The organism is Cutibacterium sp. KB22876 (assembly GCF_059728865.1).
The window spans coordinates 2453352-2470622 of the sequence record NZ_AP040858.1 but is presented as its reverse complement, the minus strand read 5'-3'; the positions used below and the strand labels follow the sequence as shown (position 1 = coordinate 2470622).

Below are 17271 nucleotides of genomic sequence, written 5' to 3'. Positions count from 1 at the left end.
GGCAGTGCCATCGAAAGCGGCGTCGCCAGCTGAGGCAATGTTAGTATTGTTTCTGTCAACGTCGATGACGTAGTTAAAGTTTCATAACGGTGATGGGTTGACGAAGGAGTCATCATGACAGCTGTGCTGGCGGTGTGTGCACTGCTCGTGACGGTTGCGGCCGGTTGGTTGCTGGTCAAGAGATACAAGCCAGTGCTGGTTTTGCTTGGAGCCGGACTGTTGCTGCTGCTCATCAGGGTGATTCTCAGGCCTTCGGTTCCGCTGCTGGAAGGCAAGGAGAGTTCTGGCAGCGTCTGGTTCGACATCGTCGGGATGATCGAATCCATCGCGAAGGATCAGCTCACTGGCGTTGGACTCATCATCATGGCTGCCGGTGGTTTCTCGGCATACATGAATCGGGTGGGGGCCACGGAAGCGCTTGTCCGACTCGTCATCACCCCGATCACCAAGCTGAAGCAGCCCTACCTCATCCTCGTGCTGGCCTACGTCATCGGACAGCTCTTGTTCATGGTCATTCCGAGCGCCGCCGGTCTGGCCATGCTGCTGGTTGTCGTCATGATGCCGATCATCGTTGCGGCTGGCGTGAGCCCGGCGGCCGGTGCCGCCGTCATTGCGACGACGAGTGCCATGCCCATCGGACCGGCCACTGGAACCGAGATCCTGGCCGCCCACACAGTCGGTCTCTCTCCTGCGGTGTACTTCGTCAAGCATCAGCTGCCCGTGGCAATTCCGACAATCATCGCGGTTGCCATCACCCATTTCTTCGTCCAGCGCCGTCTGGATCGCAAGGGTGAGGACGAGGCCGGAGAACGCAGTGATGAGCACAAGTCCTCGGGCCGCGTGGCGCCGACGTGGTACGCCCTCTTCCTGCTCCTGCCGATCATCCTGTTGGTCGTCTTCAGTCCGCTTGCTGTCAAATCCATCCAGCTCTCGACGGTGTCAGCGTTCCTGCTGGTGTGGGTGCTTGCCGTCATCGTCGAGCTCATTCGTAACCATGACCGTTCTGCAGTGCTGACCGACGCGAACACCATGTTCGTCGGCATGGGCAACATGTTCGCCAAGGTGGTGTCCCTCATCATCACGGCGCAGCTCTTCGCCGAGGGCCTCAAGCAGGCCGGCGTCATCAAGTTGCTCGTCAGTGGGGCCGAGATCGGTCTGCCGTTGTGGGGAATGGCGATCTTGTTCACCCTGGTCGTCGGTCTGGTGACCTTCCTGACGGGTTCTGGCGTCGGGTCCTTCACGTCCTTCGCATCGCTGGCTTCCGGTATCGCCAGCGGCTTGTCAGGCAACGCGACGAACCTCGTGACACCGATGCAGTTCGCCGGTGGCTTGTTCCGCTCGGTGTCGCCCATCTCGGGTGTGGTCATCACGGTGGCTGGAGCTGCCGGGATCTCCCCGATGGCCGTCGTGAGGCGGACTGCGCTCCCGACGCTCGTCGGTTTCATCGTCATGATGGCCTCAAGTCTCATCCTCATCTGATCCACGGGTAATATTCATGGCTGCTAGGGCTGCGTCGGCGGTCCTAGCATGCTCTCAACCGCGGAGGAGATGACGATGGCTGAGTCGACGGGCTCGGCGTGCGACGGCCTGTACGCCCGGTTGGGGGAGTTGCAGACAATGACGCCGACTGATGCTGTCATTGCTCAGTATTTTGAAGATTCATTTCCCCATCTGGCTCTGGAGAACCTTGACGAGATCAGTGCTGCGACAGGTGCGTCAACGGCGTCCGTGACCCGTTTTGTTCGCAAACTCGGGTACGCCAGTTTCCGTGACTTCTCACGCAGCCTCCGCGAGGAAGTGGCCGTCAATTTCGATCTTCCCAGCGATCGCACCACGAATGGTCCCATCACCAATGAGCCCGGGGCGATGTGGCGCTCCAAGATGGATGCTGCTCGTCGCAGCATCGACGTCGGCCTCAATTCCATGGACGGGGAAGCTTTCGACCGCGTCGTCGAGGTACTTCGCGACGATTCACGTCCGCTCTACCTCGTTGCGGCTGCCAGCGGCCATCCGCTGCTCGATTACTTCCAGACGTTGGTGCGCTACTACCGTCGCGAGGTCGTCCTGTTGGAATCGACGGATCGGATGGCCCATCAGCTCATCGATCTTCCCGACAACGCCATCCTGCTGGCCTCGGTATTTGACCGGCATTCGCGGATGGTTGAGTCGGTCCTGCGGATGTTCCATCAGCGTGACATGACGACGATCCTGCTGACGAACCGTTCGTCGACCCCGATGCGTCGTTACGCAGATCATGTCCTGCTGGTCTCATCGGAATCCTCGACGGCTTTCCGCTCCCGGGCCTGCTATCTCATCCTGTTGGAGTCGCTGGTGGCTGCCTTGGCCCCTGCGGACCCAGAGATGGAACGCTCGCGGGTCGAGAGGATGCAGGGGCTCTTCGACGAGCTGGGAGTCTTCATCACTCTGTGACACCGGTTCCAGTGTGCGGCTGACCAGCAGCAACACGCCGTGATAGTTCCGCAGACAGACCAGTGTACGACGACGGGTCGGACAACTTGTCAAGGTCGATGTCATCGAGTTTTTCGGCGATCTCTGGTCGGGCATCGACGAACTCGCGCAGGCTGGTTCCGGCAGCTCGATAAGCGGCTGAGAATTCCTGGAGGAGGTCGTGTGCTCCTTCGTGACCCAACCGCGATGCGAGCTCCATCATGATTCCCTCGCTGACGAGTAGAACTCCTTCGCGACGGGCATTGACGTCGAGCTGGCCGGTGTTGAACTCGAGCACGTCAAGGAGTTTGAGGAGCTTCTGTCCCGCTCCGTCGACGGCCGCGAGGATGCGGGGGATGGCGTCGCGTTCGACCTCGAGCTGACGATGGTCTCGCTCGAAGTCGCCAGGGGGGTTGGTGAGGACGGTCGCGGCGGCACCAGCAGCCAAACGAGCGGCTGCCGTGATTTTCATCGTGGAGAAAGGGTTGCGCTTCTGCGGCATGGTGCTCGACCCGGACAGATGGGGGTCGAGGGGCTCAGCGGCTTCCTGGAAGTCGGTGCGCTGCATGTCGTAGAGGTCCTCGGCGATCTTCGCGAGGGTCTGGGCGTGGATGGCAAGGTTACATGCCAGCTCGGTGAGTCCGTCGCGGGAAGCGTGCCAGGCGATGAGCTCGCACACCAGACCCAGTTCCTTTGCGACTCCCATGGCGACGGTGGTGCCGTGTTCCCCCATCGAGGCATAGGTTCCAGCAGCTCCCGAGAACTGCACCAGGAGACAACGTTGCCGGGTCTCAGTGAGACGATCACGGGAACGTTCGAGATCGGCGGCCCAGCGGGCGAACCGCATTCCGAGGGTGGTGGGGACGGCATGCTGACCATTGGTGCGTGCCACCATGAGGGTCTTGGCATGGACGCCGGCAAGGTCACGGATACGCGTCAGGAGCTTGTCAGTGCAGTCGTCGATGAGGTCTAGGGAATCCCGGATCTGGAGGCCGCGGGCAGTGTCAAGGATGTCCTGGGTAGTGGCACCGTAGTGGACCCAGGGACGGCGGTCGTCGTCAAGGGCGGAGCGCAGCGCGTCGAGGCCAAGAGCGAAGGGATTGCCCGTCCCCCCGCTGAAGATCTGCTCCATGACGGCATCGGTGGCTTGAGCTTGCTCGGTGATACGAGCCCCGGTTCCTTCCGGGATCATGCCGATCGCGGTCTGGACTCGAGCCAGTGCAGCCTCGACGTCATACCAGCTCTGCACTGTCGATCGTTCTGACCAGATCTCGTCCATCTGGGCTGTGACGTAGCCACGGCGGGTGATCTGGTTGTCGAAGGCTCCGAACGCCATTGTTTGCCACCTTTAATAACTAGCTGAGGTTGAAAGTTATTTTACAACGATGACGGGATGGGGGCATGCGGTTCGTCGTCATTGGTGCGTTGCGCTGGCCGATGTGGGAGTCGCGTGGGAGGCCCATGGGCTGTCTCAGCCCTGGTTGGAATGAATCGATGGTTGCTTTCGCCTCTACTGACGAGACGCCGGTACGTCTCGGGTAGGCGGAGACAGCCTGGACCATCCGGCCCCTGGCGATCATCCCCTTTTCCTCATCAGTGAGGTCATTGGTCTTGACAGACTGAGGTGAGGAGGATGACCCTGGGGCCGAGACGCTCGGCCCTACAGCTGGGTATACCCATGGGGAGGTTCCCTGACGTGGTGACGACGATGTTCGTCACACGGTGCCGGAGAAGGGACTCGAACCCTCACACCACAAGGCACAGGAACCTAAATCCTGCGTGTCTACCAATTCCACCACTCCGGCATAGGGGTCGTAGCGGCCCCCGGGTCACCAATAGGCCCTCGGTGTTCCCGAATCAGCAGTCGATCTTGAGCTCCCTGCAGAGCTTGTCGACATGGCCCTTGGCCCGAATATTATACTGGGCTTCAACGATCCTGCACGAACCGTCCGCACCGACATCGACGACGAAGGTGGAACGGATGACCCCGACGATCTCCTTGCCGTAGACGTTCTTGGGTCCGTAAGCGCCGTAAGCCGTCATGACGTCCTTGTCCTCGTCGGAGAGCAGGGTCAACGTCAGGGACTCCTTGGCGACGAATTTCTGGAGCTTGGCAACCGGGTCGGGCGAGATGCCCAGTATCTCGTAGCCGGCGCCCTCGAAGTCGTCCAGATGAGTCGTGAAATCGACGGCCTGAGTGGTACACCCAGGCGTCATGGCTGCGGGGTAGAAGTACACGATGACTTGCTTGCCAGCGAAGTCGGAAAGGGTGATCTGATTGCCGTCAGCGGCGGGCAGAGTGAAATCAGGGGCCGCATTACCGGGCTCAAGACGGGTGCTCATGACCTCAACGATATAGGCTGTTGCCAGACCAGCGCCGCGCCTACGCCGGCGCAAAGCGCAGACACGGCACCAGGAGGGGTCACATGGCTGATAGCAAGTCGAAGGCGAAGGACGAGCGCTCCGCTGATGAGATCAGGCGGGACATTGCAGCGACTCGTGCTCGTCTGGCGGCCGGGGTGGAGAGCCTCGTGGAGGAGGTGCATCCGGCCACCCTCAAGCGCGAGGCCACCGATCGCGCCCGTGACTACGTGCAGGGTGAGTTCGAGCAGGTGAAGGGCCAGGTCAAGGGCGAGCACGGCTGGCGGCTGGATCGTATCGGCATTGCCGGGGGTGCGCTCGCTGCCGGCATCGTCGGCATCATCGTGCTGCGCGCGATCGTCGGCCGCGCCACCGGAACCACTGCTCGCCGCAAGCTCGAGAAGCTGCAGCTCTCCGAGGCCAAGCGGGTTCGCAAGGAGGCCAAGCAGCGTCGCAAGGACGATGCCAAGGCTGCCAAGAGGAACGCCAAGCTCGGTAAGAAGAATGCCAAGAAGTACGGCAAGCTCGACACCGATGACTCGTCGGTGAGCAACCTTGCGGAGAAGATGCTGAAGCAGGCTGCCGTGCTGCGTGCACAGGCCGCTGCTGAGCGCGAGGAGGGTGCTGCTTGATCGATCGGTTCGGCATGAGCTGATCGACCGCACCGACCCAGTATCAATTCGGCCCCGGTCCGTCGTGGACCGGGGCCGAACTATGTTGTCCAGCAGGCATCACTTGAGACCACCGGCAGCCAGACCGGCGACGATCCGGCGCTGGAAGACCAGCACCATGATGACCAGCGGCACCGTCATGATGACACCGGCGGCCATCTGGGAACCGAACGGGGTGTTGAACTGGGAAGCACCGGTGAACTTCGACAGCAGCACCGTGGCAGGTTCCATCTTCGGGTCGTTGATCATCGTGACGGCGACGAGGAACTCGTTCCACGCACCGATGAAGACGATGATCGCCGTGGTGAAGATGCCGGGGGCAGCCAGCGGCAGGATGATCTTGCGGAATGCCTGGGCGGGAGAGCAGCCATCGATCATCGCGGCTTGCTCCAGCTCGTCGGGCATCTGCTTGAAGAACGTCGTTAGGTTCCACACTGCCAGAGGCAGTGAGAAGGACAGATCGGGGATGATCATGGCTTGGTAAGTGTTGATCCAGTGCCATGCCGAGAAGTTCTTCAGCAACGGGACGATGATGGCCACCAATGGGAACATCGACGTCGCAATGATGAGGATGAGGAATCCGCCCTTGCCACGAAAATCCAGCCGTGCGAGGGCGTAGGAGGCGAAGGTGGCGATGAGCAGGGCAATGATCGTCACCGAGATCGAGACGATGAGCGAGTTCCCCAGCCCGCGCAGGAAGTTGTTGTTTGGCTGGAAGACGGCCTGGTAGTTCTCCAGCGACGGGTGAGCTGGCCACCACGTGTTGTCGAAAATCTCGTTGTCAGGACGCAGTGAGGACACGACCATCCAGTAGAAGGGCGCCAGGCAGTAGACGACGATGAGGACGATGCCGATGACCGGCAGTACCTTGACCCAGGCGTTCTTGTGGTGGGTCTCCTGGTCGATGGCTCCCGGTGCAGTTGCAGTAGCGGTGCTCATGACGACACCTCCTTGCCACTCGAAGCTGCGGCTTGTGCTGCGTTGGCCTTCTCTCGGGCACGACGTCCACCAGGGCGTCCGCCATTGACGAAGGTGGTGGCCTTCATCTTCTTGCGCCTGTGCTCGTCACCGACGAGATCGGCGCCGAGGATCTTGATGAAGGCAAATGCGATGATGAACACGTAGAGGAACAGGATGATCGCGTACGCTGCGGCCGCGCCGTACCTCAGGTTCGAGGCCTCGTCCTGGACCAGCATCGACAGCGTCTCGACCGACTTCCTGCGCGGGCCGACGAGGATGAACGGCAGGTCGAACATGCGCAGGGCATCGAGGGTCCGGAACAGCACGGCGACGACCAAGGCCGGTTTGACCAATGGCAAGGTGATCGAGACAAATCTCTTCCAGGCATTGGCGCCATCGACCTTGGCGGCCTCGTAGACCTCGGTGGGAATTACCTGGAGACCTGCCAGCGTCAACAGACCGATGTACGGGGCGGTCTTCCAGACGTCGGCGATGATGATCGACCACTTGGCCGTCCAGTTGCCCGAGGCCCACATGATGTGCTGACCGAGGATGGCGTTGGCGACACCGTTCTGGTTGAAGATCCATCCCCACAAAATGGCGGAGACCGCTGTAGGGATGGCCCAGGGGACGAGGATGGCGGCTCGGACGACGCCTCGTCCAGCGATCGCCCGATGCATGATGAGCGCCATGATGACGCCCAGGATGGTCTCGAGAACGACCGTGACGACACCGAAGAGCGTGGTGTTCCAGAACGCGTTCCAGAATCGATCTCCGGAGCCGGTGAAGATGTCGGTGAAGTTCTTCATTCCGACGAACGGCTCGGTGTCGTTGACGAATCCAGTTTCGGGATCCAGACCGGGCTGGCCATAGAGGGCCTGCTTCACCGATTGGATGACTGGGATGACGATGACGATCGTCAGGGCGATGAGGGTTGGCGTGATGAGAGCTAAGGCCAGGCGTTCCTGGGTCCTGGCCCGAGAAGACCGTTTGTTGGTCTTCTCCACTGTTGCAGTGGTCATGATGAAGCTCCTTGTCCCCGGCGTTGTCCGTCGGGTGGTGCGAGCGATGTCATGGATACGGCGGGGTGAGTGACCCGCCCCGCCGTATCCGTGTGGTTAGTTCTGCGTGACGATCAATTCTTGATGATCGTCTTCAGCTTGTCGGCCAGCTGCTTGGCAGCGCTTTCGGCGTCCGTCTTGCCCTGGAGAGCTGGGTAGATGGCGTCCTGGATGGCCGCGGTGACGTCACCGTAGGCGACGGCATGCGGACGGCCCTTGGCGCTGTCCAGAGAGGCCTTCAGGGTCGGCAGGTACGGGAGCCTCTTGACGTTCTCGTCCTTGGTGTACAACTCGCCGTAGATCGGTGCGTTGGACTGCTTCTCGAGGTTGTACTGCTCGGACTCCTGGTTGGTCCACCACTTGACGAACTTGAGGGCCGTGGCCTTGTTCTTGCAGTTGGAGGTGATGGCGCAGTTGTGGCCGCCCAGGGTCGGCATGTAGTCCTTGCCGTCGATGGAGGGCAGCGGGGCGACGCCGAACTTGTCGGGTCCGAGTTCCTTCATGTCGTTGCCGTACTGGTAAGGCCAGTTGCGCAGGAAGAGGACCTTGCCGGACTCGAAGCCGTTACGGCTGTCCTCCTCCTTCCATTCCAGGGCTGCGGTCGGGATGAGCTTGGACTTGAAGGCGTCGACGGCGGTCTGGATGCCCTTGATGGACTCGGGGGAGTCGACGGTCACCTTCCCGGAGTCGTCGACGATCGCACCACCACAGGTGTTGATGAATTCAGAGATGTTGCAGGTGAGGCCCTCATATTTGGCCCACTGGCCACCGAACCCACCGATGTCCTGCATGCCGGGGAGCTTGCGGACGGCCTCGGTGGCCTTCTTGACGTCTTCCCAGGTCTTGGGAACCTCGACCTTGGCCTTCTCGAGGAAGTCCTTGCGGTAGTACATGATCGAGGCGTCAGTGGCATACGGAACGGCGAACTGCTTGCCGCGGTACGAACCGGTCTCCCACACCGAGTCAATGACGCCTTCGGGCTTCATGTCCTGCGGGATCTCCACGATCCAGCGGTTAGCCGCGAACTCGGCAACCCACACCAGATCGAGGCCAATGACGTCGTAGGCGGCAGAGTTCGTCTGAGCGGCGTTGATGAAGGACTGACGCTGCTGGTCGGCCTCCGAGGACAGCTCGATGAGAGTGACCTTCTCCTTGGGGTACTTCTTGTTCCACTCATCGATGCGCTTCTGGACCATTCCACCGGAGAAGTCCTTGCCCTGCACCCAGCTGATGGGGCCCTCACCAGTGAAGTCTGCGCCCTTGGCTGCGGGCTTATTGGATCCGGAGTCCTTCGAGTCTCCGTTGGAACAAGCTGCCAAGGCACCGAGCGCCAGTGCTCCGACGGAGCCCTGGATGAAGGCCCGGCGGGAGTGTGTGTAGTGCGTCATGTGACTTCTTCCTCCTTGAACTGGGCGATGTCGACAGCGACATCACGTACGCATCAGCGATTTCCTACGGGTGCGATAGGTCATAACCTCAGGCAGGACATTACACCGACTGTCCGGCATGTGTGCACGTCGTTTTGCGATGAACCCGAATGATTGTGCACGACAAGTGGGATTGAGGGGCGTTCCCTCCACCGGGGTGGTCAGAGCGGTGTTGGTAGATGACTGGATCAGTCTGAATCGTTGTGGAAGGAGGGTATTGCTCCGAGCGGTGTCCTGGGATTGCCGTCTGCTGGTGACTGGACAATCTCTGGCCTCGGGAGAAGGTAAATTAGGAGTACAAGATGCGAACATGAAGGAAGCCGTTCCATCCTGCCTCCAGTATGGAACGGCTTCCGTTTCGGTGCGCCGCCAGGGACTCGAACCCTGAACCCGCTGATTAAGAGTCAGCTGCTCTGCCAATTGAGCTAGCAGCGCCGGCGAGAAAAAACATTAGCGGACTTCGGCCAAGATGCAAAATCGATGTGACGAGTTCATGGCCGACCAGTGCGTGCGGCATCGATTCGACGCTGTCTCAACGCCGTGATCTCGGGCAGGTCGAGGGGCTCCAAATGGCGTCCTAGGGCTATTTCGAGCACATGGTCGGCGAGCTGAGGGTTGCGTGCGAGAACTGGTCCGTGCGGGTAGGTGCCGATGACACGCCCCTGCACGGCTCCTTCGTCGCGATGGTTGCCGTTGCCCCAACCAACCTCGACAGCAGCCAGCGGCTTGGCGTCAGAACCAAGTTCTGTCCAGCCGCCGTGGTTCTCGAAACCGGTGATCGGGCAGGTGTTCCCGTCGGGCTGGGTCCAGATGTGCAGAACCTCCCCGACGGCACGCTCCGGGCCGCGTCGGGTCTCGGCGTCGAGAAGCCCGAGTCCCGCAATGACCTCGTCACGGGCTCCGATGGTGAAGGACCTGCCGCAGATCTGGTAGCCGGCGCACACCGCGAAGAGCATTGCGCCGTCGTCGAGGGCGGTGAACAGTCCGCCATCGGCCTTGAGCTCCCGGACAGCGGTGATCTGGGCGGTGTCCTCGCCGCCTCCCAGCAGATAGACGGCCCCGTCAGTGGGCACCTTCTGACCGGGCTCGACGGTGACGAGCTCGGCGTCGATGCCGCGCCATTGCAGCCTCTTGGTGAGGACGACTGCATTGCCGTGGTCGCCGTAGATGCCCAACAAGGACTGGTACAGCAGGACGATCTTGGGACGGTCGGTGTTCATGCCAGTCCTCCGAGTCGGCGCAGTTTCTGAAAGGGGGTGTAGGTCGACAGCACGTCGACGGGGTGGTCAGCGTCCCAAGTGCCGGCCAGCAGTGGGGAGCTGAGGGCCTGGGCGAGATCCTCGATGACGACGTGCTCCACTCCGGCGTATTGCAGCCTGACGGCCAGATCGAGTGCGCGCGGGCCGGTGCAGATTACGGTTCGTCCGGCCAGTTGCTCGTAATCGACGTCCCACAGCCATGAGACGTCCTTGCCGTCGGCGGCCACCGCGTCGATGGCGAGCACCAGCGGATCGGAGGTCGTCAGCGGCAGGGATTCGGTCCAGCCGGCAGGGTTCTTCGACAGCAGCAGGCGGCAATGGGTGCCGCCGATGGTGCAGGTGGCATAGCGGCCGGCGGGGGACTCCACCGTGGCAATTCCGCGCAGCGCGTCCTCGGGCTGAATACCCATGTGGATGGCCGCGGCAAGGGCGCAGATGGCATTGGTGAGGTTGAAGGAACCGGGCACCTGGACATCGAGGTGGAATCGTCTCCCGGAAGCCTCGACGGCCTCGTCACCCTCCACCCACCAATCGGCAGCAGGCTGACTCAGCTCACATCCGGGGCAGTCCCATCCGCCCTCGCCATGGGTGAGGACGGTGCCGCAGTTGGGACACAGCGTCGAGTCGGCGGTCCAGCGAGGCTTGGTGTCCACCCAGATGACGTGACGAGCCTTCTGGCACACCCACACGATGAGCGGATCGCAGGCATTGGCGACCACCGTCGGACCGTGCTCAGCGGCTTTCTCCAGGGCATCACGCCAGTCGCGTCCCAGGAAGGTCAGTTCGTGGTTACGGTCGAGCTGGTCACGGCTGAAGTTGAGCAGGATCAGTACTTCCGGGTCGCCCATCGCGACGACGTCGGCGACGACTCTCTCGTCGGTCTCCAGCACGGCGATGGTGGCGTCAGGGGCCTCTCCCAGGGCCGAGACGATGCCGTGATGCAGGTTGGCCCCATCGGCGTTGGTGACGACGCTTCGTTGGCCGTCAGGAGTCCCAGCTCGCACTGCGGCGGTGAGGAAGTGAGTTGTCGTGGTCTTGCCGTTGGTGCCGGTGACACTGGCGATGCGACGGTCTGCCAGCAGTTCAGGCAAGGCGTGGGGAGCCAACTTCATCGTCACCCGACCACGAATTGATGCTCCTGAGCCCTTCCCCGTCAGGCGGGAGGCTGTTGCGGCTGTCCGCCCGGCCAGCAGGGCCAGTTGCAGCCGCGGGGAGGTGCGGTGTCTTCGAGGTGACGAGGTCATGGCCCCAATCATGGCAGGAAGGGATGACGGCCCTGGTGTGCCCGGCCGGTGACGAGGACGGCTCTATGACCTCCAAACGCTGGCTGGCAAGGGTGTTCGCTGTTGTTCCAGGCAGTCGTCGAGAAACCTGTCGGGCACGCGTGTCACGGTAATTCCCGTCGGCTGCGACGGGCTGACGAACGCCGGACGAGGGGGTGCGTGATGGTTGACATCGAGGAGTTGGTGAGCCGTGGTGTCGACGGTCTGGAAGTTCCCGGTGGCCATGCCATCCACCCATTGCTTCAACCTCTTTTCCCCGGTGGTCTCATGCCCGCCGTCTATCGTCTGGACGGGGCTTCCTCGGTCGGGCTGGGGCTGCTCACCCATGGCTGGTGTGGGGTGGTCGGGCTGCCCGAACTCAGTGTTGAGGCGGCTCGGCAGTGGGGGGTGGAGCTGTCACGATTGGTGCTCGTGCCTCATTCAGGAAACTGGCTTGAGACGGTGGCCACTCTCATCGAGGGCCTCGATGTCGTTCTTGCTGCAGCTCCGCCGCCGTTGCCGATGACGGCCAGCAGGCGATTGACGGCCAGGCTGCGTTCTCGCGGCTCGTCCTTGGTGGTGCTGGGGCCTTGGCCCAGCCCTGCCGCTCGAATCGATGTCCGCACTGTGGGGTGGCAGGGACTTGGTCAGGGGTACGGCTGTTTGTCGGCCCAGGAGCTTGAGGTGACCGTGGTGAGGCATCACCACAACCGTTCCGTGCGGCTCATCCGTACCGGCACCGGGGTGTACCCCGCCGAGGAGGTGGCTGATGTCTGCTGAACCACTCAGTGCCGCGCCGGTTCGAGTCCTCATGGCAGTGATTCCCGGGTGGCGAATCGTGGCGGCGTCTCGACGTCAGCCTGGGGATGCCCCTCTTCTGGTCGTCGATCGCGGGGTCGTCGTCGACTGCTGTTCCCGGGCAGCCGAGGAAGGAGCGGTCCCTGGTTTGCGAGTGAGAGCTGCCCAGTTACGCTGTCCAGACGCCGTTGTCGTGTCTCACGATCCTGCCTCTGAGGAGATCCTCTTTGACGAGGTGGTTCGCGAGATTGAGAGGTCAGTGGCGCCTTCGGTCCACGTGGTGCGCCCAGGGGTGGCTGCTCGCGGAGTTGCTCGTTTCTACGGTGGTGAACGCGCCGCTGCGCAGCGCATGTCCGAGGTGTTGGCTCGTATCGGGTACACGGATACGGGGATTTCGGTGGCGGACGGGTTGTTCGCGGCAGAGGTGGCTGCCACCGCAGTGGCCGGCCCCGGGAGTCATGGCCCCAAGATCCTCAGTCCCGGCATGTCCACGGCCTTTCTGGCTCCCCGCGACGTCTCGGTTCTGGCGCGTACCGGACGAGCCGATGAGGCATTGGTTCGGACCTTGCGCCAGCTCGGTCTGACGACTGTTGGCTCCTTCGCCGGTCTGGACCGTCAACATGTCGTCCAGCGGTTCGCGGAGGTCGGTCAGCGCGCCCACGATTGGGCACGTGGCATGGACGTCGCGGTGCTGTCGGCACACCGGCCCGAGGACGACGATGCCATGGAAGTCGTCCTTGACGATCCGGAACCTTCCGGCGCACAGGTGGTGGCCGTGGTGCGTCCTGTGGTGGAGGAGTTCATGGCCGGCCTGGCAGCCAGCGGTCGGGTATGTTCCCAGGCCCGCATTCTCATCCGGGCCACTGCTGGGTTGTCTGAGCGCACCTGGCGTCAACCGTGGCAATTCAGCGGTGATGATCTGTTGGCTCGACTGTCCCGTCAGCTCGACGACCTTTCCCGGGGCATTGGCGAGTTCGGTGCTGATGAGTTCTGCCAGTCCGGTGTTGAGGCAGTGCGGATCGTTCCCACCATCCATCGTGCGGGTGAGGCGGCCGAAGGATTGTTTGGTGCCAGGCCCGCCGAGCATCTCGTCCACATCATCTCCCAGTTGCAGGAGAGGTTAGGCCCCGAGGGGGTTCTGATGGGGAAAGTCGATGGTGGCCGGATGCTCAGGGACCGACGCCGACTGATTCCTTTCGGGACGGTTGCTGAGGACGCGCGTCCGGTGGATCGTCCCTGGCCGGGCCACCTCGATGGCCCCGCTCCCGTCATCGTGTATTCCCGTCCTCTGCCAGCCCGGCTGGAGACGACCGACGGCATGCCACTGACGACATCGTCCGACTTACCGTCGATCAGCCCGGGATGGTTTCATGACGGCACGTCGCGACGGCGCGTCATCGCATGGGCCGGGCCATGGCCGGTGCACCAAAGGTGGTGGAGCACCCCGGCCGTCTCCGTGGAGCGAGTGCAGTTGGTCACCGAGGACCAACAGGCATGGGTGTTGGCGGGATCGGCTGACCGTTGGTGGGTCGAGGCTCGTTACGCCGAGGCGTGATCGGGGTGAGTTACCACAATCCTCCGATTCCGTGGCGAGAGTTGGAAAGACGCATCTCGGGACGGCGTCCTCCCAATGGCCATCAGGACAGCCATGCTGATCAGACCGGCTATCGCCGCGTCCGTAAACCCTTTGACCGTCGTCCCCTCCGACCCGAGGGGCCAGTGGTGCCCTATGCCGAGCTGCACTGTCACTCCTCCTACAGCTTTCTTGACGGTGCCTCCAGTCCGGAGGACCTCGTCACCCGAGCGGTGGAGCTGGGCCTGTCAGGGCTGGCCCTGACTGATCATGACGGCCTCTACGGGGTCGTCAGAATGGCTGAAGCGGCTGAAGCCTGTGGTCTTCCCACCATCATCGGGTCGGAGTTGTCCATTGGAGTGCCGGAGCCTCAGAACGGGGTGGCTGATCCGGTGGGCAGCCACCTGCTCGTGCTGGCCAACGGCCCGGAGGGCTATCGCCGCTTGGCCGGTGCCCTCACGGACGCCTATCTGGCCGAGGGTGGGCAGAAAGGGCATCCGGTCCATGATCTCAACCATCTGGCCGAGGTGGCCGACGAGCACTGGACTGTCCTCACCGGATGTCGGAAGGGAACAGTGAGGCAGGGCTTGGTCAAGGGGGTGGCTCAAGCTGAGGCCGAGCTCCATCACCTGGTTGATCTCTTCGGTATCGACAATGTCATGGTCGAGTTGACCGATCATCGCGCTCCCACCGATTCCCGTGACAACGACGTCCTCGCTGAGCTGGCGGGTCGTCATGGCCTGACGACGGTGGCGACGACAGCCGCCCACTACGCCGGTGCTGAACAGTTCGAGCTGGCCTGCGCTCTCTCAGCGGTGCGGGCTCGACGCAGTCTTGACGAGATGGACGGCTGGCTTCCTCCCGGCCCGGTGGCGAGGTTGCGCAGCGGCGCGGAGATGGCAGACCTGTTCAGCCGTCACCGAGATGCGGTGGACAACACCGTAGCGGTGGCTGAGAGGACGGCTTTCCAACTGAGGTCGGTGCGTCCCCGTCTGCCCGACCAGAAGGTGCCCGAGGGACACACTCCCATCAGTTGGCTGCGTCATCTGGTGGAGGAGGGGCGTCGAGGCTGCTACGGGGATGACCCAGTGGCCAAGGACCGCCTGGCCACGGAACTCGACCTTATCGAGGTTCGGGATTTCGCCGGCTACTTCCTCATCGTCTCCGACATCGTGGAGTTCGCTCGGTCCCGGGGGATCTTGTGTCAAGGACGTGGATCAGCAGCGGCCTCGGCGGTCTGTTACGTGCTGGGCATCACCGTCGTCGATCCGGTGTTTTACGGCTTGCCCTTCGAGCGGTTCCTGTCGGTGCTGCGCGAGGAGGAGTCTGACATCGATGTCGACTTCGACGCTCGACGTCGTGAGGAGGTCATCCAGTACGTCTACGCCAAGTACGGGCGGCGCAACGCTGCCCAGGTGGCTGACGTCATCACCTATCGGCCGCGCAGTGCCATCCGGGACACGGCCAAAGCCCTCGGTTATTCCCAAGGGCAGCAGGACGCGTGGTCGCGTCAGATGGAGAGACGATCAGTGGTGCCGGGCTCCCGGAGCTCCGAGGGCCCCGAGATTCCTGACGAGGTCGTCGCCCTCGCCCAGCAGGTGATGGGGCTACCGCGTCACCTGGGCATCCACTCGGCCGGAATGGTGCTGACCCGAGAACCGGTGGGACGCATCTGCCCGATCGAGCCAGCCCGGATGCCTGGTCGCACGGTGCTGCAGTGGGACAAGGAGGACTGCGCCTGGATGGGGCTGGTGAAGTTCGACCTGCTGGGGCTGGGAATGCTCTCGGCGCTGAGCACCTCCTTCAATCTCATCGCTCAGCACTGCGGACGATCTTGGGCCCTGGCCTCGATTCCGCGCAATGAGCCGGGGGTCTACGACATGTTGTGCCGTGGTGACAGCATCGGCGTGTTCCAGGTGGAGAGCCGGGCCCAGATTGGCACTCTGCCGCGGCTCAAGCCGCGCTGCTTCTACGACTTGGCCGTGGAGATCGGGCTCATCCGTCCTGGTCCGGTGCAGGGAGGCGCGGTGCATCCCTATATCCGACGACGTACCGGTGTCGAACCGATCACCTATCCCCACCCGTTGCTCAAACCGGTGCTCGAGCGCACCTTGGGAATCCCGCTCTTCCAGGAGCAGCTCATGCAGATGGCTACGACGGTCGGCAATTGCATGGCTGCCGACGCTGACCTGTTGCGCCGAGCGATGGGATCCAAACGCGGGGTCGAACGCATTGACTCGCTACGCGCCAAGCTTTTCGAGGGGATGGCAGCCAATGGGATTGACGACGACACTGCCCAGGACATCTATGCCCGCATCGAGTCTTTCGCGAATTTTGGGTTCGCCGAGTCCCATGCCTTGAGCTTCGCCGGACTGGTCTACACCTCAGCTTGGGTCAAGCTGCATTACCCGGCAGCCTTTCTTGCGGCTTTGCTGCGCAGCCAGCCGATGGGGTTCTATTCCCCGGCGACTCTGGTGGCGGATGCTCGACGACACGGTGTGGTGACGCGACGTCCAGACCTGACGAAGTCGTCAGTGGGGGCAGATCTGGAAGCACTGGATCGTGGAGGCGATGACGTGATGACGTGGAGACAGGGATGGACGACTGTCTTCATGACCACGACGAGTCCGAGATCGGTCCTTTTGACCCCGATCGTGATGACGGTGACCATCGTCGGGATACTCACTTCGCGGTGCGGTTGGGCCTTTCTGACGTCTCCGGTATCAGTACCGAGACAGCCACTCGGATCATTGCGGAGCGGGAACGCGAACCCTTCACCAGCCTCGACGACCTCGCTCGGCGCGTTGAACTGGGCAAGGAAGAGGTGGAGGCCCTTGCCCTGGCTGGTGTCTTCGACGATCTCGTGGGGTCAAGACGGGGCGCTCTGTGGCAGATCGGTCAGATCGACGGTGTAGCACCGGGCCAGCTGGATGTTCAGGTGGCCACCCAGCCACCTTTGCTTCCCGAACCCACTCAGTTGGAGTTATTGGGTGACGACATCCGTGCCACCGGAGTCAGTACGGCCGACCATCCTGTTCGCCACGTCCGGGGCGTCCTTGATCGACGAGGTGTGGTGCGAGTTGACCGGCTGGGCGACGTCGAGGCTGGACGGCGTATAGAAGTTGCTGGAGTCGTCACCCACAGACAGAGACCTGGGACAGCAGGGGGAGTGACCTTCCTCAACGTGGAGGACGAAACCGGCCTGCTCAACGTCATCGTCACTCCGGGTGCATGGAAGCATCACCGACGTGTGGCCCGGACGTCGCGAGCTTTGGTGGTGCGGGGGATCTTGGAAAGAAGCGACGAGGGAGTGACGAGTTTGCAAGCAGATCGGTTGGAAGCCCTCGATTTATCAGTACCCACGAGATCCCGTGACTTCCGCTGAACAGCCTTTGACAAGGGGATACGATGACAGCGGCACCCTAATTTGCGTCATTGTTCATCCATGTGT

At 62.4% G+C, this 17271-nt stretch carries 12 protein-coding genes, 2 tRNA genes and 2 pseudogenes; 6 read left to right on the top strand and 10 right to left on the bottom strand.

The window, feature by feature from the left end; genetic code table 11:
- The first annotated feature begins 114 nt into the window (after nt 1–114).
- Nucleotides 115–1479, top strand: a complete 1365-nt coding sequence (dcuC, locus tag AC6I1W_RS11195; RefSeq protein WP_060801722.1) for a C4-dicarboxylate transporter DcuC — start codon at nt 115–117, stop codon at nt 1477–1479.
- A 75-nt stretch (nt 1480–1554) separates the two neighbouring features.
- Nucleotides 1555–2430, top strand: coding sequence for a MurR/RpiR family transcriptional regulator (locus AC6I1W_RS11190; protein ID WP_065673696.1), 876 nt, complete (start codon nt 1555–1557; stop codon nt 2428–2430).
- On the opposite strand, the gene AC6I1W_RS11185 is transcribed toward AC6I1W_RS11190, so the two are convergent.
- The 4 genes and pseudogenes from AC6I1W_RS11185 to bcp all read right to left on the bottom strand — a co-directional run bounded on the left by AC6I1W_RS11185 (nt 2420) and on the right by bcp (nt 4791).
- Nucleotides 2420–3580 carry a lyase family protein gene (locus AC6I1W_RS11185; RefSeq protein ID WP_270237475.1) on the bottom strand — a complete coding sequence of 387 codons (1161 nt, stop codon included), beginning with the start codon at nt 3578–3580 and terminating at the stop codon, nt 2420–2422. The genes AC6I1W_RS11190 and AC6I1W_RS11185 overlap by 11 nt on opposite strands.
- Nucleotides 3581–3784: pseudogene (locus AC6I1W_RS11180) on the bottom strand (lyase family protein); the annotation flags it as partial.
- Nucleotides 3785–4171: 387 nt separating this feature from the next.
- Nucleotides 4172–4253: transfer RNA gene (locus AC6I1W_RS11175), tRNA-Leu, on the bottom strand.
- 52 nt (nt 4254–4305) lie between these two features.
- Complete coding sequence (gene bcp, locus AC6I1W_RS11170; protein WP_493536890.1) at nt 4306–4791, bottom strand: thioredoxin-dependent thiol peroxidase; 486 nt, start codon at nt 4789–4791, stop codon at nt 4306–4308.
- 83 nt (nt 4792–4874) lie between these two features.
- On the opposite strand from bcp, the gene AC6I1W_RS11165 reads away from it, so the two are divergent.
- Nucleotides 4875–5441 (top strand): DUF3618 domain-containing protein, encoded by a 567-nt coding sequence (locus AC6I1W_RS11165; protein ID WP_221268104.1) that lies wholly within the window; start codon nt 4875–4877, stop codon nt 5439–5441.
- 99 nt (nt 5442–5540) lie between these two features.
- Here the strand turns inward: AC6I1W_RS11165 and AC6I1W_RS11160 are convergent, their stop codons facing one another.
- The 6 genes from AC6I1W_RS11160 to AC6I1W_RS11135 all read right to left on the bottom strand — a co-directional run bounded on the left by AC6I1W_RS11160 (nt 5541) and on the right by AC6I1W_RS11135 (nt 11299).
- A complete protein-coding gene (locus AC6I1W_RS11160; RefSeq protein ID WP_004808821.1) occupies nt 5541–6419 on the bottom strand; it encodes a carbohydrate ABC transporter permease in 879 nt (292 codons plus the stop codon).
- Nucleotides 6416–7462 carry a carbohydrate ABC transporter permease gene (locus tag AC6I1W_RS11155; protein WP_016665894.1) on the bottom strand — a complete coding sequence of 349 codons (1047 nt, stop codon included), beginning with the start codon at nt 7460–7462 and terminating at the stop codon, nt 6416–6418. The genes AC6I1W_RS11160 and AC6I1W_RS11155 overlap by 4 nt, the downstream gene beginning before the upstream one ends.
- Nucleotides 7463–7575: 113 nt before the next feature.
- Nucleotides 7576–8889, bottom strand: a complete 1314-nt coding sequence (locus AC6I1W_RS11150) for an ABC transporter substrate-binding protein (protein ID WP_065673692.1) — start codon at nt 8887–8889, stop codon at nt 7576–7578.
- 401 nt (nt 8890–9290) lie between these two features.
- Nucleotides 9291–9363 (bottom strand) — tRNA-Lys (locus tag AC6I1W_RS11145).
- A 56-nt stretch (nt 9364–9419) separates the two neighbouring features.
- A complete protein-coding gene (locus tag AC6I1W_RS11140; RefSeq protein WP_065673691.1) occupies nt 9420–10148 on the bottom strand; it encodes a type 1 glutamine amidotransferase in 729 nt (242 codons plus the stop codon).
- Complete coding sequence (locus AC6I1W_RS11135; RefSeq protein WP_065673690.1) at nt 10145–11299, bottom strand: MurT ligase domain-containing protein; 1155 nt, start codon at nt 11297–11299, stop codon at nt 10145–10147. The genes AC6I1W_RS11140 and AC6I1W_RS11135 overlap by 4 nt, the downstream gene beginning before the upstream one ends.
- A 333-nt stretch (nt 11300–11632) precedes the next feature.
- Here AC6I1W_RS11135 and imuA' point away from each other — a divergent pair, with 333 nt between their 5' ends.
- From imuA' to AC6I1W_RS11120, 3 genes and pseudogenes are all read left to right on the top strand, one after another.
- Complete coding sequence (imuA', locus tag AC6I1W_RS11130) at nt 11633–12229, top strand: DnaE2-dependent mutagenesis accessory factor ImuA' (RefSeq protein ID WP_065673689.1); 597 nt, start codon at nt 11633–11635, stop codon at nt 12227–12229.
- The gene (locus AC6I1W_RS11125; protein WP_462552877.1) at nt 12219–13802 is read left to right on the top strand and encodes a Y-family DNA polymerase; all 1584 of its coding nucleotides are present in this window, start codon (nt 12219–12221) and stop codon (nt 13800–13802) included. The genes imuA' and AC6I1W_RS11125 overlap by 11 nt, the downstream gene beginning before the upstream one ends.
- Before the next feature lie 5 nt (nt 13803–13807).
- A pseudogene (locus AC6I1W_RS11120) lies at nt 13808–17205 on the top strand (error-prone DNA polymerase).
- The last annotated feature ends 66 nt before the right edge of the window (nt 17206–17271 follow it).